At 51.1% G+C, this 18,459-nt stretch carries 14 protein-coding genes; 10 read left to right on the top strand and 4 right to left on the bottom strand.

What is annotated here, in order from left to right; genetic code table 11:
* Positions 1–2: 2 nt before the first annotated feature.
* Positions 3–3,521: a DNA polymerase III subunit alpha gene (gene dnaE, locus LZ463_RS12165; protein WP_241455938.1), complete on the bottom strand. Its 3,519-nt coding sequence runs from the start codon at positions 3,519–3,521 to the stop codon at positions 3–5.
* 415 nt (positions 3,522–3,936) lie between these two features.
* Here dnaE and LZ463_RS12160 point away from each other — a divergent pair, with 415 nt between their 5' ends.
* From LZ463_RS12160 to LZ463_RS12145, 4 genes are all read left to right on the top strand, one after another.
* Positions 3,937–5,868: a TonB-dependent receptor plug domain-containing protein gene (locus LZ463_RS12160; protein ID WP_241455936.1), complete on the top strand. Its 1,932-nt coding sequence runs from the start codon at positions 3,937–3,939 to the stop codon at positions 5,866–5,868.
* Positions 5,869–5,939: 71 nt separating this feature from the next.
* Positions 5,940–6,860: an ABC transporter substrate-binding protein gene (locus tag LZ463_RS12155; protein WP_241455934.1), complete on the top strand. Its 921-nt coding sequence runs from the start codon at positions 5,940–5,942 to the stop codon at positions 6,858–6,860.
* Complete coding sequence (locus LZ463_RS12150) at positions 6,857–8,191, top strand: GGDEF domain-containing protein (RefSeq protein WP_241455932.1); 1,335 nt, start codon at positions 6,857–6,859, stop codon at positions 8,189–8,191. The genes LZ463_RS12155 and LZ463_RS12150 overlap by 4 nt, the downstream gene beginning before the upstream one ends.
* A gap of 179 nt (positions 8,192–8,370) precedes the next feature.
* Positions 8,371–10,101 carry a glutamine--tRNA ligase/YqeY domain fusion protein gene (locus tag LZ463_RS12145; RefSeq protein WP_241455930.1) on the top strand — a complete coding sequence of 577 codons (1,731 nt, stop codon included), beginning with the start codon at positions 8,371–8,373 and terminating at the stop codon, positions 10,099–10,101.
* 204 nt (positions 10,102–10,305) lie between these two features.
* Here the strand turns inward: LZ463_RS12145 and LZ463_RS12140 are convergent, their stop codons facing one another.
* Both LZ463_RS12140 and LZ463_RS12135 read right to left on the bottom strand, forming a co-directional pair.
* Entirely contained in the window at positions 10,306–10,737 is a 432-nt protein-coding gene (locus tag LZ463_RS12140; protein ID WP_241455927.1) for an Hsp20/alpha crystallin family protein, read from the bottom strand.
* A 330-nt stretch (positions 10,738–11,067) separates the two neighbouring features.
* Complete coding sequence (locus LZ463_RS12135) at positions 11,068–12,168, bottom strand: serine hydrolase domain-containing protein (protein ID WP_241455925.1); 1,101 nt, start codon at positions 12,166–12,168, stop codon at positions 11,068–11,070.
* Between the two features lie 353 nt (positions 12,169–12,521).
* On the opposite strand from LZ463_RS12135, the gene LZ463_RS12130 reads away from it, so the two are divergent.
* The 5 genes from LZ463_RS12130 to LZ463_RS12110 all read left to right on the top strand — a co-directional run bounded on the left by LZ463_RS12130 (position 12,522) and on the right by LZ463_RS12110 (position 15,872).
* The gene (locus tag LZ463_RS12130) at positions 12,522–12,899 is read left to right on the top strand and encodes a YkgJ family cysteine cluster protein (RefSeq protein WP_241455923.1); all 378 of its coding nucleotides are present in this window, start codon (positions 12,522–12,524) and stop codon (positions 12,897–12,899) included.
* A 36-nt stretch (positions 12,900–12,935) separates the two neighbouring features.
* The gene (locus tag LZ463_RS12125) at positions 12,936–13,433 is read left to right on the top strand and encodes a hypothetical protein (RefSeq protein WP_241455920.1); all 498 of its coding nucleotides are present in this window, start codon (positions 12,936–12,938) and stop codon (positions 13,431–13,433) included.
* A 336-nt stretch (positions 13,434–13,769) separates the two neighbouring features.
* Entirely contained in the window at positions 13,770–14,123 is a 354-nt protein-coding gene (locus LZ463_RS12120; protein ID WP_241455918.1) for a TfoX/Sxy family protein, read from the top strand.
* Between the two features lie 56 nt (positions 14,124–14,179).
* A complete protein-coding gene (locus LZ463_RS12115) occupies positions 14,180–15,037 on the top strand; it encodes an alpha/beta hydrolase (RefSeq protein WP_241455916.1) in 858 nt (285 codons plus the stop codon).
* Positions 15,038–15,170: 133 nt separating this feature from the next.
* Complete coding sequence (locus tag LZ463_RS12110) at positions 15,171–15,872, top strand: hypothetical protein (RefSeq protein WP_241455915.1); 702 nt, start codon at positions 15,171–15,173, stop codon at positions 15,870–15,872.
* Positions 15,873–15,913: 41 nt separating this feature from the next.
* Here LZ463_RS12110 and LZ463_RS12105 read toward each other — a convergent pair whose 3' ends face one another.
* The gene (locus tag LZ463_RS12105; protein ID WP_241455914.1) at positions 15,914–16,486 is read right to left on the bottom strand and encodes an outer membrane beta-barrel protein; all 573 of its coding nucleotides are present in this window, start codon (positions 16,484–16,486) and stop codon (positions 15,914–15,916) included.
* A 614-nt stretch (positions 16,487–17,100) separates the two neighbouring features.
* On the opposite strand from LZ463_RS12105, the gene LZ463_RS12100 reads away from it, so the two are divergent.
* Positions 17,101–18,354 (top strand): MFS transporter, encoded by a 1,254-nt coding sequence (locus LZ463_RS12100; protein WP_241455913.1) that lies wholly within the window; start codon positions 17,101–17,103, stop codon positions 18,352–18,354.
* Positions 18,355–18,459: the final 105 nt, after the last annotated feature.

The following is an 18,459-nucleotide window of genomic DNA, read 5'->3' as shown; positions in this document are numbered from 1 at the left end:
AATCAGGCGTATTCAATTTTGACGTTCTTCATTGACAGCCATTCGCCCAGACTCTGGCGCAAATTGTCATCGGGATTGACACGCCATTGATCAGACAGGTACAACTCTGCTCCGGCGTTGGCATTCTGGTAGCGTATCAGTACCGGACAACCATCGGCATTGAGGTGTGGCTTCAACAGCTCAGCCAGTTTTTTGGTATCAGCGCTGGAAGTCAGGGTCAGGCGCAAGCCTTGCGAGAACTGCACGCGCGCCCGGCCTATGTCCATGACTTTTTCTGCAGAGATACGCAAGCCGCCAGAGAACCTGTCTTCAGTCACCTTGCCCAGCACGGCCAGAAACTCATCTTCCTTGAACAGGGACTTGAACTCTTCCATCAGCTCGCTATACACCGTCACCTCAACCACGGCGGTACCGTCGTCCAGCGACACAATCAGCAACTTGCCACGTTGCGTCATCTGGGTGCGTACACCAGTGATGATGCCGCAAATCAGGCGCAAATCACGCGAGGGTTCCAGCTTGGCCAGGGTCGTCTTGATGAATTGACGAACCTCAGGCGCATAGGAATCAAACAGATGGCCAGAAAGATAAAAACCCAGCGCCAGTTTTTCTTCAGTCAGGCGTTTTTTATCTGTCCAGGCAGGTACATCCAGGTAATCGGGCGGCGGGATCAGGTCATCGTCGTCACCAAACAGGCTGACCTGGTTTGCGGCCGCTTCTGCCTGCTCCGCTGCTTCCAGCGCGAAATCAACGGTCGCCATCAAAATGCCGCGATCCTTTCCCAGACAATCCATAGCGCCTGCGCGTATCAGGGATTCCACTGTGCGACGGTTAACCTGGCGTTTGTCAACCCGCTTGCAGAAATCAAACAGATCGGTGAATGGGCCACCGTTTTTTCTGGCAGCGACGATGCTTTCTATCGCATTCTGACCCGACCCCTTGACTGCCCCCATGCCATAACGTATCTGACTCGACTTTTTGCCCGGTTCGGCAACTGGCACAAACCGGTATTCTGATAAATTGATATCAGGCGGCAGCATTTTCAGCTTGCAGACATCAATCGCATCTTCCACCAGGATCTTGACCTTGTCGGTATCATCCATTGCCAACGACATATTGGCTGCCATAAAAGCAGCAGCGTGGTGCGCTTTCAAATAGGCTGTATGATAGGACAGCAAGGCATAGGCGGCAGCATGGGATTTGTTGAAACCATAGCCGGCGAATTTTTCCATCAAATCGAAAATTTCATCGGCTTTTTCTTGCGACAACCCGTCCTTGGCAGCACCGTCGCGGAAAATCTGGCGGTGTTCCGCCATCTCTTCTGCTTTCTTTTTACCCATGGCGCGACGCAACAAATCAGCGCCACCAAGTGAGTAGCCACCGACCACCTGCGCCATCTGCATAACCTGTTCCTGATACACCATGATGCCGTAGGTCTCGGACAAAATACCTTCGGTACGCGGATCAGGATAATCGAATTTCTCACCGTGCTTGCGCTTGCAGAAGTCCGGGATCAAGTCCATCGGGCCCGGGCGATACAAGGCCACCAGTGCAATAATGTCCTCAAAGCGGTCCGGGCGCGCATCTTTGAGCATGCCTTGCATGCCACGACTTTCCAGCTGGAACACAGCCACAGTTTTGGCCTTTGTCAGCAAGTCATACGATGCCCTGTCATCGAGCGGCAATTTGGCCAGGTCAAAGTCCGCCATGGCCGGGTCCAGCATCTTGATATAGCGTACCGCCCTGTCGAGAATGGTCAGCGTGGTCAGGCCCAAAAAGTCGAACTTGACCAGGCCGACCGCTTCCACGTCATCCTTGTCATATTGCGAGACCACACCGGAATCACCGCCCTGAGTGTACAGCGGACAAAAGTCGGTCAGTTTGCCAGGCGCGATCAATACACCACCGGCGTGCATGCCAATATTGCGGGTGATGCCTTCCACCTGTTGCGCCAGGTCGAGCAGGGTTTTGACTTCTTCTTCATTTTCCTGGCGTTCGGCCAGCAATGGTTCTTCGACAATGGCTTCGGCAATCGTTACCTGCTTGCCCGGTTTAAAAGGGATCAGCTTGGAAACACCGTCACAGAACATATAGCCAAAGTCCAGCACCCGCCCCACGTCGCGTATCGCCCCCTTGGCCGCCATGGTACCAAAAGTGGCAATCTGCGACACCGCTTCTTTGCCATAGCGGTCTTTCACGTACTGAATAACCTTGTCGCGCCCTTCCTGACAAAAATCGATGTCAAAGTCGGGCATGGATACCCGCTCAGGATTCAAGAAGCGCTCGAACAGCAGGTTGTACTGCAAGGGGTCCAGATCGGTAATCAGCAGCGAATACGCCACCAGCGAGCCAGCACCGGAACCACGGCCCGGCCCCACCGGCACGCCATTGTTCTTCGCCCACTGGATAAAGTCGGCAACGATGAGGAAGTAACCGGGAAAACCCATCTTGATGATGGTGTCGGTTTCAAACTTCAGGCGTGCTTCGTAGCGAGGACGCTCTTTCTCGCGCTTTTCTGCATCCGGGAACAAATGCTGAAGACGGAATTCCAGACCCCGCTGGGACTCATGAACCAGGAAGTCATTGATGGTCATGCCTTCAGGCGTGGGAAAATCTGGCAGTTTGGGTTTGCCGAGTTCCAGCGTCAGATTGCAGCGTTTGGCAATTTCTACCGAATTTTGCAAGACGGCGGGCATATCGGCAAACAGTTCTGCCATCTCAGCCTGGGTCTTGAAGCAGTATTGCTCATTGAAACGACGCACACGACGACCATTCGCCAGCATGTCACCTTCAGCAATACAGACCCGTGCTTCATGGGCGGTATAGTCGTCCTTGCTGATGAATTGCACTGGATGAGTCGCCACCACTGGCAGTTTCAGGCGGCCCGCCAGCGCCACGGCAGAGCGCACATGGTTGTCCATATTCGCCTGCCCTGCCCTTTGTATCTCTATATAGAAATGGCCAGGGAAAATGCTGGTCCAGCGTCTGGCATGATGCTCCGCCAGCTCCAGATTGCCATTGTCAATGGCAACGCCGACATCGCCGAAATGAGCACCGGACAAGGCGATCAGTCCGCCGCCTTGCCCTTCCTCATGTATTTTTTGCAACCACTCGTAGCGTATCTCGGCCTTACCCTTGTGCTGATTGGTCAGCCAGGCTTGTGCCAGCAGCTCACAAAGCTGCAGATAACCCTGGCGGTTCTTGACCAGCAAGAGCAATCTGGACGGCTTGTCACGGTCAGCATCATTGGTAATCCAGACATCGCAACCGGCAATCGGTTTCATGCCCTTGCCACGCGCTGCCTTATAAAACTTGACCATGGCAAACAGGTTGGCCAGATCGGTCACCGCCATGGCAGGTTGTTTGTCTTTTGCGCCAGCCTTGATCACATCATCAATTCGCACCAGGCCATCCACAATTGAATATTCAGAATGGATGCGCAAGTGCACAAATGTCGGCTCATAAGGCTTGGAAGCGGCAACTTCAGTGCCCACGTCAGGAGTAAGTGTTATTTCTGTAGTCATCCCGCTATTTTACAGGTTGAGTGCAAGAATCTGTAGTTTTAGGACTGTCTGACACCCTCATTCCCATTTGCCCCTCATTTCCAGGGCATACACCAGCCAACTATCTGGACAAATGTATAAAACAATAAATTATTAACAACAACACTATCAATACCCATAGGTTTGACAAGACAACAAATCCGTTTCATCGCCTGGAAACAACAATCATTTATCCTGAACGAATAAGTGTGGGTAAAAACTTGCTCTTTTGCATGGCTTTGCATTTAAACTAGATTCATGGTTCTGCTTCGTTACTTTAAATCAACGGATTTAGCTGCCGGAGTCAAATTTGCTACCAAAAAAGCACAAACTCGTCAGAACATTGATTGCATCAGGAGTATTACTTGGGTGCAATCTTGCCCCCTTTGCTAGCAAAATGGCATGGTCTGCACCTGTGCCTGAAGGCGAGTCCATCTTCCTCGATGACATGCCCGTGGTCCTGTCTGCCTCGCGCCTGTCGCAACCGGTCAATGAGGCACCGGTTGCCGTCACTATCATCGACCGCCAGATGATCAGGGATTCCGGCGCCTGGGACCTGTCCGAGATCTTCCGCCTGGTGCCGGGCATGTATGTGGCCTATCATGCCGACCCGTATTTTTCTGCTGACAGCACCGTTGCCTATCATGGCATGGTTACCACCACCATGTCAGACCGCATGCAAGTCCTGATTGATGGCAGATCGGTGTATGCCAGCCTGTTTGGCGGTGTCAACTGGAGCGACCTGCCCATCGTGCTTGATGACATAGAACGCATAGAAGTCATACGCGGCCCTGATTCTGCCAGTTATGGTGCAAATTCGTATTCAGGCGTCATCAATATCATTACCCGCCACCCGGCAGAAACCCAGGGACAAACCCTTTCTTTTGCCTTGGGCAAGGGCCGCAAAGAAGCTGTTTACCGCTATGGCGGCAAACAGGGTGACCTGAACTACAGGCTGACAGCCAGCCTGCGCGATGATACGGGTGAAGACAGTCGCATCAAAAACGCCACCTCGGCATTCACCTTCTGGACACTCAACAAATACGATAACAAGACCATACAGAACCTGAGCCTGCGGGCAGATTATCAGCTCAACTCTGCCGATACCATGGAGTTCCAGTTTGGCTATAACGGTGGCCCGCGTGAAGTGGGCGAGTACAATAATGTGTCCGCCATCAGCCGCAATGCACAAAACCATTTTGAAATGCTGCACTGGCGCCGCGCCCTGGAAGCCGGCGGTGAACTGTCAGTACAGGCCTTTCATACGGTGGAGCGCGTGTACGCCAGCCTCAGGGACTCTGATGGCATCAGCAATGGCGACGCCATCTTGCGGCGCTATGACCTGGAAGTACAGCATACTTTTTCGCCATTCAAGAATGCCCGTCTGGTCTGGGGTGGCAGCATACGCTACGACCAGACGTATGCACCGTATTACCTGGGGGTAGGTGACAACCAGTATCTGTTTGGTGATTTCCCCTATCATCTGCGGCGCTTTTTTGGCAATCTGGAATGGCGTGCCCGCCCTGACCTGGTTTTCAATGTCGGCGGCATGATAGAAAACAATACCTATACCGGCACCGACACCACCCCAAGGTTTGCCATCAACTGGCATGTGCAGCCTGGGCACACACTGCGTCTTAGCCACTCACGGGCTACACGCTCGCCTTCTGTCTATGAAAAAATCTATGACAGTTACTGGCGCGGCAGCGATTTTTATCCGTCCCTGCCAGAAATGCAGACCGAGCGCGTCAAGTCGACAGAACTGGGCTATATTGGAAAATACGGTCGTCTCGATCTGGATTTCCGCCTTTTTTACGATGATTACAGCCAGTTGATTGACGTCAGGAACAAGCGTTCTGCCGCCGGCGGCAACCTCAATGCCGGCACCGCTGTCATGCGCGGTTATGAGTTGCAACTGAAAGCACAATTGTCTGACCAGACCAGGGTTATCTATGGCCTGTCTGGCGGCGGCGTCAAAAGCGATAATGTCAATGGCGTCATCTATAGTGATTCTTTACCCAAATACAGCCACAGCCTGATGCTGAGCCATCGTATCAATGATCAATGGAGCGGCAGCCTGGTCGCCTATCAGGTTGCAAAAACCAAGTTCAACGCCACTGACTATAACCCGCGCGAAAACCGCGGTTATTTCATCGATGGCAACCGCCGCTTTGATGGCAGACTCAGTTACCAGTTCAAGATCGGCGGCAAGCAGGCCGAATGTGCATTGATTGCACAAAACCTCGCTGACGCGCGCTATTTTGAATACAGGCACGACAATGAGCTGCCGGGCCGGGCTGTCAGGCTCAATTTCAAACTGGATATCTAAAGCCTATTATGTGTGCGGGGATACGCAGTCACCATCCGTGTCGCTTTCAAGCCCTGCTCTCACCCGTCCTGATGCTACTGGCCCTGTTTGGTTTGATTGTCTCGCCGGCCTGTTTTGCGGTTGACAATATCACCCTGTTGATCAGCGAAGATGGCCCTGCCTACAATGAATTTGCCAGCCAGTTAAACAGCCTGCTGGCAAACAGCAATAAATATACGATCAAGACAATTTACCTGCCTTCCTTAAAGCCGGAAGACTTGCCGCGCAATGCCGCCAACCATGTGCTGGTTGCCGTTGGCACACCGGCAATGAACAGCATGGCGCAAAAACCACCTGCCATGTCAGTATTAAATGTCATGGTGCCACGCGACAGTTTCCATAAAACAGCCAGACAATATGGCCGCCATCAGGACCCACACCGTTTTTCCAGCATTTATTTTGACCAGCCCTGGAACCGGCAACTGGCCCTGATACGCTACGCCCTGCCCGGTCGCAATCGCATAGGTTTATTGATGAGCAAGGATGGCAGCGAAATGACTGTAGGTGTACAGGCAGCAGCCAAAGAATTCGATATGCAGATCAATGTTGAAACCGTGACCGATGATTCAGAACTACTGCCTGCCTTGCGCCGCCTGCTCGGCAACAGCGAGGTCTTGCTTGCCATGCCCGATGCGACGATCTACAACCGCAACAACATGCCGAGTATTTTACTGAGCAGCTATCGCCAGAAAGTACCGCTGTTCGGTTTTTCAGCCGCCTATGTCAAGGCGGGCGCCCTGGCAGCTGTCTATAGCTCACCTGCGCAAATCGCACTACAGGTTTCTGAAGTCATACAAGGTTTGCCTGCTCATGCCAACCTGCCCTTGCCCCAATACCCGCGCTATTTCAGCGTCAGCGTCAACACCCAGGTCAGCCGCTCGCTCAGCCTGGACATGGAAGACGAAAGCACATTGATGCGAAAACTAAAATCCTCTGCGGAGCGTGCCCAATGAAAAACTGGCCCCTCGCTCATCGCATACTGTTTATTGCCCTGGCGCCTGTCTGGATCATTTCTGCCCTGCTGGTGGTGCTGGTGGTGATTGTCGGCACGACTGAAATTGATGGCGCCATCAAGGCACGCGGCACTGTCATCACCCGGCAGCTGGCCCCGGCCAGCGAATATGGTGCATTCTCGGGCAACCGTGAAGTCTTGCAGGCACTGACCCAGTCAGTCATGAAAGAAGATGATGCCAAGGCTGTTGTCATCACCGATGCCGACAACAAAGTGCTGGCCGTCAGCGGCAAACCAAGCAAGATGGGGGCAGAACACACCCGGGCGGCTGACAGCGGCAGCATCCTTAATGGTGAACACGAATCGCTGATTTTTGCCGCCCCCATCTATCAGGGCAAGGCCGAAAGTGATGCCTTTGACATCTTTGGCAATATCGACAGTGATGCAGGCGAAAGCAGCAGGCAAAAACTGTTGGGGCGCGTTTATGTAGAACTGAGCACCCACGCCAGCCATCAGAGCAAGAATATCTTTGTCGCCATCAGCATCGTCATCGGCTTGTTTGGCACTGCCTGTGCATCCGTACTGGCCATGCGCATGAGCCGCGACCTGACCAGGCCATTGTCACGCCTGCTAGACGGTGTGCATCACATGGAAAAAGGTGAATTTGCCACGCGCGTCCCCGCTGATTCGGGCGGTGAAATGCAGGAACTGGAAGCCGGTTTCAATCAGATGGCGGAGAAGCTTGAAAGCAGCCACAAATCCATGATGGAAATCAATGCCAATCTCGAAAACCTGGTCATTGCCCGTACGCGAGAACTGGAATTACGCAACCAGGACCTGGAATTGCTGTCCAGCACAGATCGCCTGACCGGTCTGTATAACAGACTGAAGCTGGAACAGATACTTGACGAAGAACACCAGCGCAGCCAGCGTTATGGCGCCAACTTTGCCATCGCCATCATTGACATCGATCTGTTCAAACAGGTCAATGACTCTTATGGCCACCAGATTGGCGACCAGGTACTGGTCACCATCGCCAACATCCTGCAAGAACATGTACGCAGCATGGATGCAGTCGGCCGCTGGGGCGGTGAAGAATTCCTGGTCATCTTCCGCGAGACTGCCATCCATGCCGCCATCGCCATTGCAGAAAAACTGCGCTGCGCGATTGCCAACCATGAAATCCAGATTGTCGGCAGAAAAACCGCCAGCTTTGGCGTCACTGCCTATTATCATCCCGACAATGTCAACGAGATGATGAAGAGGGCCGATAATGCCCTCTACCACGCCAAGAAATGCGGGCGCAACCGGGTGGAATCGAGTGAAATGTAGCAAAGATCATTGCCAATAAAGCCATTTATCCTGTATTTTCGCTCTGATACAAGGCAATTGGCCCATTCTCGGGTGAGCAGTTTGCCAAACAGTAGCGCCTTCCATGCTGCGCTACGGTAAAATGTCTGTCATCCATCGACTTATTGATCTGACAAAAAAATCATCGAATTATTCTTATTATGAGCAACGATATTAAAAATAAAGCCACGCCTGAAGCAGCACCTGTATCCAATTTCTTGCGCAGCATCATCGACAATGACCAGGCAGCGGGCAAGTACGCACGCGATGGCATGCCCAGTGTCATCACCCGTTTCCCGCCTGAGCCCAACGGTTACCTGCACATCGGTCACGCCAAATCCATCTGCCTGAACTTTGGCCTGGCACGCGATTATGCCGGTCGTTGCCACTTGCGTTTTGACGACACCAATCCTGAGAAAGAAGACCAGGAATATGTCGACACCATCATGGACAGCGTCAAATGGCTGGGTTTTGACTGGAACAACCAGGGCGTGGAACACCTGCACTATGCCAGTGATTATTTTGACCGTCTGTATCAAATCGCTGAATACCTGATCGGTGCAGGCCATGCGTATGTCGACAGCCAAAGCGCTGCTGACATGGCCGCCAACCGCGGTGATTTTTCCAAACCGGGTGTAAATTCACCTTTCCGCGATCGCCCCGCGGCAGAATCACTGGACCTGCTACGCCGCATGAAAGCTGGCGAATTCAAGGATGGTGAACACATCCTGCGCGCCAAGATAGACATGGCCTCGCCCAACATGAATATGCGCGACCCGGCCATCTATCGCATACGCCATGCCCACCATCACCGCACGGGTGACGACTGGTGCATCTACCCAATGTATGACTACACGCACCCACTGTCAGATGCGATAGAAAACATCACCCATTCCATCTGCACACTGGAATTCCAGGACCACCGCCCTTTCTACGACTGGATCATAGAACGCGCTGCCGAAGGCGGCTTCTTCACCAAGCCGGTGCCGCAGCAATATGAATTCGCCCGCCTGAACCTGACCTATGTCGTCACCAGCAAACGCAAGCTGCGCCAACTGGTAGAGCAAAACATCGTCAATGGCTGGGACGATCCGCGCATGCCTACCATCGTCGGCATACGCCGCCGTGGCTATACGCCAGAATCCCTGCAACTGTTCTGCGAACGCATAGGCGTGACCCGTTCTGACGGCTGGATCGATTACAGCACACTGGAAGGCTGCCTGCGCGAAGACCTCGACCCCAAAGCGCCACGCGCCACTGCTGTACTGCGCCCGCTGAAGCTCATCATCGACAACTTCCCCGCTGGCGAAAATATCGCCTGCACGGCGCCTATCCATCCACATCATCCAGAGCTCGGCAACCGCGAATTCACCATAGGCAAAGAACTGTGGATAGAACAGGAAGACTTCATGGAAGAACCTGTCAAAGGCTACTTCCGCCTCTTCCCTGGCAACAAGGTACGCCTGCGTTATGGCTATGTGGTCGAATGCACAGGCTGCGACAAGGATGAAAACGGCAACGTCATCGCCGTCCATTGCAACTACTTTGCCGACAGCAAATCCGGCACAGAAGGCAGCGCCAACTACAAAGTCAAAGGCAATATCCACTGGGTCAACGCCGCCGACGCCCTGGAAGTCGAAGTCCGCCTCTACGACCGCCTGTTCACCGACGCCAACCCCGATGCCGGCGGCAAAGACTTCATGGCTCTGCTGAACCCGAATGCACTGGAGGTAGTACGCGCCTACGTCGAACCAGGCATGGCCGTAGTCACACCGGATACACGTCTGCAGTTTGAACGGCACGGTTACTTTGTGGCGGATCGCGTGGATTCAGTGATAGGCAAGCCGGTGTTTAACCGGGTGACGACGTTGAAGGACTCGTGGGGGAAATAAACAACTATTTTTGAGGAAGGAAAACACCTTCCTCATGTTGGCCAATGTCAGAGATAGAAATAATTGTCACCTGCTTGAAACCTTACGTAACGGCATTTTCTGCCGTAAAAAACATGACGACAGTTCGATAATTACATCCCAGAACAGCATGGCAAGCCATGCTGTTCTGGTCTCTTCCAATGTTGACGATATGGCGTGACTGATTCAGTCTATTTTTAATTTCTGCACGCCATTGCTTGTGCGCTTTTTGGGTAAGGTCAGATTCAATACGCCGTTGTCATATTTGGCGCTCGCCTCACTCGCCTCTATTTCCAGGGGTAATTGGAAGCTGCGCGACACTTCTCCAAAATAGCGTTCACTGCGCAAGACTTTTTGATCACCGCCCGTTTTATCTTCCTGTTTTATTTCTGCGCGCAAGGTGACGACATTACCATCCAGGGTAACGTGGATATCGTCTTTGGCGACACCAGGCACTTCAGCATGCACCGTATAAGCCTGATCGGTTTCTTTCAGATCAAGCTTGATCTGCGCGGGGCTGGGCAAAGGATCGCCATGCAGGGGTTTGATAAAAAATCCTGAATTAATATCGCGAAAAAAATCGTCAAAGAAATTACTGCGATTGCTTAAGGCACCCATTTACTTCTCCTTTTGAAATGACTGATTCACATCGAAGATAAATGCTTCTCGTATTCTCAAAGTAGAACACCGAATCAAGTGCCACAAGATCAGCACACAGTGCATTTGATACATATCAAATGATGAGTGACACCTCTGTATAGCTTCGACTTTCAAGAAGAAACGGCATGTTACAAAATATTTAGCATAGAACCTGCGCTACTTTTAATACGGTTTGCCTACCACGACAAATTACAAGGGAAGGATAAAATATTCGCTATCATTCCTGATTCTGAATACTTAACCCTTGCCTTCAGTTGACGGCTGCTATGTCAGTCTGCCGCCACAAATTTATTGCGTCAGCGGAAATTCGCCATTGATAATCTTGTTGCCGATATCACTGACGCTGACATCCGCATTCGATAATATCACTACACCTTTTCCTGCTTTTTTGTCGAATGCAATATAACTGCTGTAGCCGCCTGTCTTGCCTTCGATGCCCAGGATGGAGCCGCCGAATTTATTGTTGTAACTGCCCCAGGCCAGCAAGAGGCGGTTGCCGGGCTCAAATGGTTCCTGCAATTTGCGCATGGTGTCTTTGAGTGATGTGTTGGTCTGTCCCATGTTGGCGGCGACAAATTTCAGCATGTCATTGGCTGACGAACGCAAGCCACCGGCGCCTTCAAATGAAGTAAAGTTCCAGCTCGGGGTGGCAGCAAATTGTGCCTTGCTGCTATAGCCTGTCGCCATACGTTTTTCCAAGTCTGCATTGAGTGCGACACCGGTTGCCGTCATGCCCAAGGGTGTGGTGACGCGGTTTTTGACCAGGGTGTCATAGTCTGTGCCGGCACGCTGACTCAAGGCCTGGCCCAGCAGGCCATTACCAAAACTCGAGTATTCAAAGCGACTACCGACGTCGTATTTCAACTGATAAGCGGACAAAAAATCATAGGCATTGTTGACCGTAAAACCGGCATAGGGATTGTCAGCACCTGTCTGCTTGAGATTGGCAGGCAAGGCTGGCAAGCCGGAGCGGTGTGCCGACAAATCAGCCAGGGTAATTTTTCTATCGTCAGAATAAGGAACATTGACATTGGCAGGCAAATACTTTGCCAATGGGTCTTTCAACCGGATTTCACTTTTTTCTGCCATGTCCATCATGGTGATACTGGTAAAGACGCTGGTGATGGAACCTATTTCAAAAAGGGTGTCGGCATCGACAGGGCGACGATCTGCCAGATTGGCGTAGCCGTAACTGATTACACGACTGCCTTTGTCGTCAACAATACCAACGACTATACCAACACCTTTCTTTTCTGTATCAACACGCTGCTTGAGCACATTAAGTACATCAGCATCTGACATGGATGTTGCCGCGTGCGCCTGAAAGGCACCCAAAGCCAGTGTTGCCATCAGCAATTTCATAGGAAGGCGGCGGAAAGTTTTTTTCATATTCAATTTGCTTTCTGATTCATGATTTAAAAAACCAGACCCATTACCATAAGGATCTGAGAATTGCTGAAACCACATACGAAACCGCATGTGAAGTCGCGCAAATAACAGACTGTTCAGCAATTGACGCCTGTCGCCTGCGCACACATGGCGCAATATAAGCAAATCAGGATTTGTTCGCGGGTAGATTGAGACAGAAGCTCAAAACAGGGGAATGAGTGTAGATTTTTGCGGTACAAAATGCCAAGCCTTGCGTAAAAAATTTTGCACACATCCTGCTTTTCAAGATGAAGGACTATGTATAAAATTATTTTCCCTGTAGCAGATATAAGCAGGTTTTACAGTTTTAATTTATGGAAAGAATTGATATCGCGACCCTTGAACCTTGCCTGAATTGCGGAGCATGCTGCGCCAGTTACAGGGTGTCTTTTTATTGGGCTGAAGCTGATGCTCTGTCCATCCCGGATCAGATGGTGGAAGCCATCACGCCACTGTATGCCTGCCTGACCGGAACCAACCAGACCAAGCCGCGCTGCCAGGCATTGACTGGTGAAGTGGGACAAGCAGTCAAATGCAGCATGTATCTGCAACGTCCCTCCCCCTGCCACGAATTACAGGCTGGCGATGAGAAATGCAACAGGGCGAGGGCAAAACATGGTCTGCCAGCCTTGCAAGCCAACGCATTACCTGCCGCTGCTGTATATCGGGCAGAACCTGCCAAGAAGGTGTAGGATGCAGCCTGTCTGTCATATTAGTGAGAATTTGCCTTGCACGAACAAGTAGAACACCAGGAAGCCAATGACGGCGACAAGATCCAGGAAGCACGCCTGTGGCGTGACAAAGGCTGGACTGCGCGCGTCATCAAGAACGAAGATGATGAGGGTTGGGCCGTCGCCATGATCAAGGACGGTGAGCCGGAGCCTGCCCTGGTTGGCCCCTGGACCATGGGCCGTGACAAGAAAAACCCCAAGCCACTGGACGCCAATGCTTTTGGGACACTTGTTAAAACCGCCGCAGAAGTCATACGCCGTCATGAACAACAACTGCATGCCACGCTGCACAAGAGCCTGCTGGTGTCGACAGAAGAAGCTGACTACAAGATACAGCTTGATATCGTCCCGGATGAAGATGACCCGTATGCCTGGCTCAGCGCTTTTGATGCAGGCAATACAGAATTGGCCAGGGTCAAAGTTGCAGTCGGCTTCAAACTGAACCAGCAAAATGCCCGCAACTGGATCAGCAACGAGTTTCGCCGCCCCGACTAGTGATTAGTGACTAGTGGACTGTAACAGTGAAAGCGGAAGTGAAGGACATGTGCCCGGTGACTCAGGGCAAGGCAAGGTTTTGACAAATAAGCACAGCGATAGCGGGGCTATCGCGCGTATTTGCGACGCCGCCATGGCCGCCGCGCACATGGCAGGCACTTCGCTTTTCACTGTTACAGTCCACTAATATTTTAAACCGGTAGTGAAAAATACTTGCCCGTTGATCAGGGCGAGCACAGGCAACAGAGCCCTGATTGTTTCATCATCAACTGACCGGAGCTTGTGCAGTTCCATTGATACAATCGATGAAAATCATATTTTTCCCGGAATCACGCCATGTCTTCTCAAGCAAGTTTTGTAGAATTTGTGACCGATCAGCTGAGTGCCTGCGAGGGTATCGTCGCCAGGAAGATGTTTGGCGAATATGCCCTCTATCTGTCAGGAAAAATGTTTGCCCTGATCTGCGACGACCAGTTGTTTATCAAGCCCACGCCAGAGAGCCGCAGCTTTCTGGAAATACATAGCAAGATTGTAGAAGTCCCGCCCTATCCGCAAGCCAAACCCTGGTTTGTGATCGACAGCGATATGCTGGAAGACCGTGACCAACTGACGGACCTGGCCAATTGCACGGCAGCATCCCTGCCTGTCCCAGTGAAAAAAACACCAAAAAAAGATAAAACCAAATCCTGAAAACAGTGTCAGATGTCGTGCATCTGTTGTTCTTGTATTCAATTCACACAAAGCCCATGAAAAAATTTGTCATCGCCCTGTTGATAAGTTGTACTTGCGTCGTTTCTGTTGCGGCAGAAACACCCTCTGTACCGCTGATCTGGGGTCACAGCCAGCAGATACATTCTGTCAGTCTGGGCGAAGACCGCATCATCAATGTTGTCGTGCCAGAAGGCTACAATGAAGATACCACCAGCAAGTATCCTGTCATTTACCTGCTCGACGGTGCCATGGATGAAGACTTCGTTCACATGGCGGGGGCTGTGCAATTTTCCAGTTTTTCATGGGTGAACCGCCTGCCGCCGTCTATCCTGGTCGGCATTGCCAATACTGATCGCAAGCGTGACATGACATACAAGGCGTCGGCCAATTTTAGGTTGCCGGAATGGTTGGCAACACAGCGTGACTCCTATAAAAATGCCGGTGGATCAGCCCGGTTTATGGAATTTATTGAAAAGGAATTGCAACCCTTTGTCGCAAAAAATTACCGTGTCAGTGGTGACAGGACCTTGATAGGCCAATCACTGGCCGGGCTACTGGCAACAGAAGTGTTGCTGAAAAAGCCGCAACTATTCAACAACTACATCATCATGAGCCCCAGCTTGTGGTGGGATAATGAATCCCTGCTCAGACAAGCACAGCCCTTGCTAAAAATACGACCCGCACAATCAATGAAGGTCTACCTTGCCGTTGGCGAGGAAGGTGCAGAGATGGTCAGCAATACGCGAGCCCTGGCAGCAGCACTCAGGCAGGCAAGCAAACAGGGCAAGAACCTGACTTTCCATTTTGAGTACTTGCCGCAAGAAGATCACGGCAGCATTTTGCATGGTGCAGTAATGAAGGCATTCAGGCTCTTTCATGAACAAAAGAAATGAATGACAGTCAGTACAAACTTGTCACGCCATCGCCCGCCTGACATCAGGCGGCTGACCTGATTGATTTGTCAACCCTTGAAATTATCCAATCTGTCTTCAAGTACTCTGGTATTAGTGCTTACCCGGAGAAAGAATGGCCTTTGACCCACTGAATCTGAAACAGGCATCGGAACATTTTGAGGTCGGACTCAATCGTGTCATCGATGAACGTGTAGGCCCGCTGGTTGATCGCTCGATTCATCAGGTCAGTACAGAACTGTCAGAGGTAATTCGCCAGGCAGGTGTGCAGATAGACAGGAATATTGCCCTGCTATCGGACGAAATCCATAGTCAGCGCAGCATGACCAAGGATGATATCAAGGAACTCATCGATTACTCAGCCAGCCAGATCGGCGCGGCCCTGGACCAGCGCATACAGGTCATCAAGCATGAAACATCGACCCTGATCAACGAAAAAGTTGACTTGCTCAAATGCGAGCTTGAAGATGCCGCCGTCAACAGCCGCAAGACCATGTATGCCAATGTCGCCATCTCCATAGGTGCAGCCGTGGTCATGGCCTTGATAGGCCTGATCTACAAGAAAATATCGATCGGTGAGCTGGACCTGTTGAATGTATTCAGAGTCAGCCTCTTATCTTGCGCCACGTTCACCTTTGTCTTGTCTATCCTGAAATTCATACAGCGCTGGCGCGGCATGCGGCGTGTCAAGCGCGGCGTGGCAACGGTAGCCATAGGCTATTTTGGTGTTTTGCGGCCGAATGGAGCAACCGGCCTGTTCCTGCTCAGCCTTTGCCTGATGGCGGGCTGGGTCTGGCTATATCTGGGCAAAATCTGAAACGCTTTTAACCGACACCCCAGCCTGCATCAGGCGACGACTTAGAAACTGTATTGGAAACCGGCAGACAAGTTACTGCTTGACGTCCCATTATTGGAAAAGGTCTTGGGATTATATTTCTCAAACTCGGCACGAACTGCGAGATTGGGATTGATCTTGTAAGCCACGCCCACACCGTATAACGCCTGATTACCTGTATCGGAAGCAGTGTATGCAGGCAAACCCGAAGTATCAAAAAAGGTCTCCGTTTTCACTCTTGCCATACCCAGTTTGGCAAAACCGGCGAATGTTTCGCTGAACTCCTGGTTGTACACGCCCGCCAGGCTGAAGCCGGTTTTCTTCTGCTCACTATGGCCCAGCGGTAAGCCTGAATTGATGGAAGTTTTACCGTTGGAAAAATAGCTGCTTTCCACGGCAAAAGACTTATTGATGTTATAGCCGCCAAATACCTTGGAACTGGTGGCTTTGGAGTCGCAGGTAGTGCTGTAATTGCAGTAATTGCTGTTCTCGCTCTGACCGACAGAACCACCAAGATAAAGCTGCGCAGATGCGAAAGAACTGGCAAGCATGCCTGCTGCGGCACAGACGATGAGGGAAATTTTCTTGATCAACATGTATAGCCTTTATTCAATTATCCAGGTACCTGGGTTAAGTCAGAAAACCACAGTTAAAACATCAAAGCACAGAGGCATCTTTCTACAATACAGATTTTGTTACTCATCTAACATGTCCAGTCTAACCAGAAACTTGCAAAAATAAAATTTTAAATAATCAAGTACCATTTCAATGACCACATGGTATCACCTGGCTACACCCTACTTAAATTTTAAGCAAAATTAACATCGAATCAACTTATCCGCTTTGAAATTTCATCTGATTACATCAACTACTGGACAATCAGCCAGGCACTGGAAAGGCGCCCTCTTCCTGAATCGGTAACCGGCATACCCGGCTTTTGATTCACTATCTGGACACAGCAGGATTTTAGAAAGAATGCGCACTGATAATTTCATACAGCCGGCCTCCAGACTTATTGCGTTCCAGCAACAAGGTCTGAAAATTAAGCGTACAATTCAAGGCTTATTCGGTTAACGTATTTCGATGAACTTTTTCTGTTGATCTGCATCACAACATAAGTTCTTTGTCCTGACAGTAAGCGTTGTCTGCTGTTTCCGCCGTTCCTGCTTTTAGTTTTCAGAGCGCCGCCACGGTGCTTACGCCTTGACCTATGCAAACCAAGAAATTCAATCCCGTCTTCAATTCCTATCTGATTTATATTGGTGTTGCAATTGCGTCTGGCGGCGTGGCCTTGTACACACCTATTATCGTTTCTGAAACCGGCAAGGCATTCTCGGGATTCTGGGCGGCATCCATATTATTTGGCTTGAATCTGGGTCGGGTGCTGGGTTCCTATGCGGGTACACGGTTTTCCCGCATGGCGAATCACCCTTTGGCAATTTCAGGCAATATCCTGCTGGAAGGCATCGCCCTGTATTTCATGGCCTACCTCAATCAGGCCTGGGCACTGGCCCTGTTTGCCCTGCTGGCCGGCTTGGGTAGCGGCTTGTCCTTTCCCGGTTTGAAAAATTATTTATTGAAGCTTAAGGGTCTGGACCAGACTTCTTTATTCAGTAAACTGGCTTTCGCTATTCGTATGGGTCTGGTAGGCGGTTACCTGACTGCCAGTTTTGTGCCGCATGATCAGTTGAAGCTGGTATTCCTGATCGTGCTGGTGACCTTCATCGTGTATGGCTTGTTCATGCTGATTGCCATGCGCGCCATCAGTGAACACGAGCAGGAAGGACTGGTCCAGGAGCAAAAAGCGCTAGCAAATGAAACAGCAACCATCACTGCAGCAGAAGACACGGAAGTAGACAAACCTGTAGAACTGCCAATGATGTTTTACCTTTCTAATTCAGTGTTCTGGTGTTTTGCCGTGCAACCGATGATAGGCTTCAGCCTGCATATTCCCAAGTTCACACCCGAGATACCGGTATCCACGCCTTTCTGGCTGGCGGCCCTGGTCATCATCTTTTTCCAGATACCTATTTCCAAACGTGCTGTACGCACACTGGACCATTTCCGCTTTCTGAAGATAGGCTATGCCTGCCTGTTTCTCAGCTTTGCCATCATGGTGGTGTTCACCCATAGTGCCGCCGCCGTCGTCATTTCTGCAATACTGCTGTCATTCGGTCAGGTATTTTATGGCCCTTCACTGGACGTACTGATGGCCCGCTTCGCCAACAAGTCAGCGACTGACACAGGCAGACTGATGTCCCAGCAAATGTTCTATCAAAGTATGGGCACCATGGTAGGCAGCCTGGCAGGTGGTGTCCTGTTTGATCTGGCACAGAGCATGAAAATGCCCGGACTCAACTGGTTCATGCTGGCAGCAGCCAGTCTGGCGATGATGATGCTCAGCCAGAAGAAAATTCCATCCCTCTATTACAGCGCAGGCCAAAGAGTACCAAACGCCGGCTAGCATCAGACTCTGCAACAAGCAAGCTTGTTTTTTGTTTTACCTCTTGCCCATTAAAAATGCCTGCCCACCCGGACAGGCATTTTTTTATCACTGTTACAGTCCGCT

The organism is Undibacterium paludis (genome assembly GCF_022568815.1).
Lineage (GTDB): Bacteria > Pseudomonadota > Gammaproteobacteria > Burkholderiales > Burkholderiaceae_D > Undibacterium.
This window is presented reverse-complemented; position numbering and strand designations above follow the sequence as displayed.